We start from the raw sequence: 3,622 nt of genomic DNA, 5'->3' as shown, positions 1-3,622 counted from the left end.
GTGCAGTATGTGGACGGCTACACCATTAAATACCAGCCGGGTGCATATCTGTGGCAGAATCTTTTGTTCTATGCCCGCTTTACCGCCGCGCCCTTCACCGGCCTGACCGACTACAGCTTTGAGCTGGACGATTCCGGCCAGCCCTATTGGGTCATTACTACCTATAAATACCTGCGGGGCTTCTCGCTGCCGGAGGCCACCGGCGCGGTGGTGCTCAACTGCTCCACCGGCGAGAGCCAGCGTTACAGCATTGAAGAGCTGCCCGACTGGGTGGACCGTGTTCAGCCGGAGGACTTCATCGTAACCCAGCTGAACAACAAGGGCGAGTACGTACACGGTTATCTGAACTTCAGCGACAAGGACAAATACCGCACCAGCCCCGGCGAGACCCTGATCTACAACGACGGCAGCTGCTATCTGTTCACCGGCCTGACCAGCGTGGGCGGCGACGAGAGCGCCATCGGCTTTGTGATGGTGGACATGGTCACCAAGGAACCCCACCTGTACCGCATCAGCGGTGCCACCGAGACCGCGGCCCAGCAGTCGGCCCAGGGCGAGGTGCAGCAGTACGGCTACCAGGCGGCCTTCCCGCTGATCGTCAATCTGAACAGCCGGCCCACCTACTTCATGACCCTGAAGGACAACGAGGGCCTGATTAAAAAGTACGCGTATGTGTCGGTGGAGGACTACCAGACCGTGGGCGTGGGCGATACCATCGACGAGGCACGCCTGAGCTACGAAAAGGCACTGCGTGCGGGCGGCAGCACCATGGTGGGCAACGTGAACAGCGAGCTTACCAGCCTGACCGGTACCGTGCAGCGCATCGGCAGCGAGTACAACAGCAGCGGCTCCACCTATTATCTGGTGCTGAACGAGCATCCCGAGCTGCTGTTCAGCGTGCAGGGTAGTTTGTCCGCTGAGCTGGCCATTACCCAGCCGGGAGACCAGGTAAAGGTGGAGTATTATCCCCGCACCAGCCAGGCTCAGGAGCTGACCAGCTTCGACAATCTGCAGTTTGATCAGTCGGTTGAATGACCAAATGGAGAGGGGAAAAGCGTAAATAACAAAAGTAACCGGCGGGCGTATCGTATATGCGGTGCGCCCGCCGTCTTTTTCTTCCGTGTATCTTTACATACACACGAATTTATGTTAATATATTTTTGTTGCTTCTTCACGAAGGAGAAGCGAGAAATTCTGCAACAGCGAATTGAATGCCACGAAGGCATGATGCTTCGGCACGTTATGGCCGGGGCTCTTTGCCTGCGTGGTTTTTTTTGTGCCCATCCGGGGTGCGTCTGCGCGGCAAATTCAGCGAAGGAAAGGAAAGACGAGCATGAAAAAAACGAAAATCCTTGCAGCGGTCATGGCCCTGTGCCTGGCGATTGGTGCCGCGGGCTGCGGCCAGACGGCCAGCCAGTCCACAGCTGCGGCCAGCACCGCCAGCCAGCAGCAGACCGACACTGTGGTGGTGGCAATGAATGTGGAATCCGAACCGGCATCCGGCTTTGACCCGGCGTATGGTTGGGGTGCGGGCGAGCATGTACATGAGCCGCTGATCCAGAGCACACTGGTGGTCACCAATGCGGATATGAGCATTGGCTATGACCTGGCCACTGACATGCAGGTCAGCGAGGATGGCCTGACCTGGACGGTCACCATCCGGGATGACGTGAAGTTCACCGACGGCGAGCCCCTCACCGCGTCGGATGTGGCCTTTACTTATAATACAGTAAAGGCAGAGAGCACGGTGAACGATTTCACCATGCTGGACAGCGCTGAGGCAGTGGATGACACCACAGTGGTGTTTCACATGAACCGGCCCTATTCCACCTGGCCCTATTCCATGGCGGTGGTAGGCATTGTTCCTGAGCACGCTTATGGCCCGGATTATGGCCAGAATCCCGTTGGTTCCGGCCGCTATATTCTCAAGCAGTGGGATAAGGGCCAGCAGGTGATCCTGGAAGCCAACCCGGATTATTACGGTGAGGAAGTAAAGATGAAAAAGGTTGTCATCCTCTTCATGAGCGAGGATGCTGCCTTTGCTGCTGCCAAGGCCGGTCAGGTGGATGTGGCCTACACCGCCGCTTCCTATACGGACCAGACCATTGACGGCTTTGAATTGATGGCCGTGAAGACCGTGGACAACCGGGGCATTAACCTGCCTGCAGTGGAGGAAGAAAACGGCATCGGCAACGATTTCACCGCGGATGTACGGGTGCGTCAGGCCATCAACATCGGCTTTGACCGGCAGGAAATGATCGATAACGTGCTCAACGGCTACGGTACCCCGGCCTACAGTGTGTGCGACGGCATGCCCTGGTATTCTGAGGCGGATGAGGTGACCTACGATCCTCAGAAGGCTGCCGCCCTGCTGGAGGAAGCGGGCTGGACCTTGAACAGTGACGGCGTGCGGGAGAAGGACGGCCAGACCGCCAGTCTGAACCTGCTGTACCCCATGGGCGACTCCACCCGTCAGGCACTTGCGGCCGACATGGCCAACCAGCTGGCGGAGCTGGGCATCCAGACCAGCACCGAGGGCGTGGGCTGGGATGCCGCCTATGACCGGGCCCAGAACACTCCGCTGGTCTGGGGCTGGGGAACCCACAGCCCCATGGAAATGTACAACATCTACCACACGGTGGGCGAGCTGGCTCGGTATTCCCCCTATGCCAATGCCCGGGTGGATGAGCTGATGGACCAGGCGCTGGCCAGCAGCGATCTGGAAGAGTCCTACGCGCTGTGGCAGCAGGCCCAGTCGGAGGAGATCGTGAACGACGTGCCCTGGGTCTGGATGGTGAATGTGGATCATCTGTACTGGGTAAATCAGAATCTGGAAGTGGCCCAGCAGAAGCTGCACCCCCATGGCCACGGCTGGTCGCTGGTGAACAACGTGGACCAGTGGACCTGGAACCAGGCCTGACCGAAGACAAAGCGGCCGCATTGCTTTGAACGGGGCAGTGCGGCTGCCCGTTAGGAAAAAGGAGAAGAAGTTTTTATGGCAAAACGAATGGCCCGCATGGCGGTCAGGCAGCTGATCCGGATGCTGCTGCTGATCTTCTGCGCCAGCCTGGCAGCCTTTGTGCTGCTGAGTCTGTCTCCCATCGACCCGCTGCAGCAGAATGTGGGCCAGGCGGCGATGGGCAGCATGAGCGCGGAGCAAATCCAGCGCCTTCAGGCATACTGGGGCGTGGACACCCCGCCCCTGGAACGGTTTGCGGCCTGGGTGGGCGGTATGCTGCAGGGAGACTTCGGCGTTTCGCTGCTCTATCGCCAGCCGGTGCTCACGGTGATTGGCGCGAAGCTGGCGAATTCCATCTGGCTGCTGGTGCTGGCATGGGTGATCTCCGGTCTGCTGGGCTTCGGTCTGGGCGTGCTGGCCGGGGCCACCCAGGGCCGCTGGCCGGATAAGCTGATTCGGGGCTGGTCCATGCTCATTGCCAGCACCCCCGCCTTCTGGGTGGCGCTGCTTTTATTGATGATCTTCGGCGTCTGGCTCAAGCTTTTGCCGGTGGGTCTCAGTGTGCCCATCGGGCTGGAAGCCACCGCTGTCACACTGGCGGATCGTCTGCGCCATGCGATCCTTCCGGCACTGGCCCTCAGCATCACCGGCACCGCGTCAGTC

The 3,622-nt window shown here is 59.5% G+C and carries 2 protein-coding genes and 1 pseudogene; all 3 read left to right on the top strand.

The window, feature by feature from the left end; all coding sequences use genetic code 11:
* A pseudogene (locus tag J7G73_RS12625) lies at window positions 1-1,035 on the top strand (hypothetical protein); the annotation flags it as partial.
* 298 nt (window positions 1,036-1,333) lie between these two features.
* On the top strand, window positions 1,334-2,920 hold the full coding sequence (locus J7G73_RS12620) for an ABC transporter substrate-binding protein (protein ID WP_291246518.1): 1,587 nt from the start codon (window positions 1,334-1,336) through the stop codon (window positions 2,918-2,920).
* Window positions 2,921-2,995: 75 nt separating this feature from the next.
* Window positions 2,996-3,622, top strand: a 627-nt coding sequence (locus tag J7G73_RS12615; RefSeq protein WP_367114007.1) for an ABC transporter permease, incomplete at its 3' end; no start/stop codon positions are given.

It is taken from the genome of Allofournierella sp. (assembly GCF_017889395.1).
Classification (GTDB): domain Bacteria; phylum Bacillota; class Clostridia; order Oscillospirales; family Ruminococcaceae; genus Allofournierella.
This window is presented reverse-complemented; position numbering and strand designations above follow the sequence as displayed.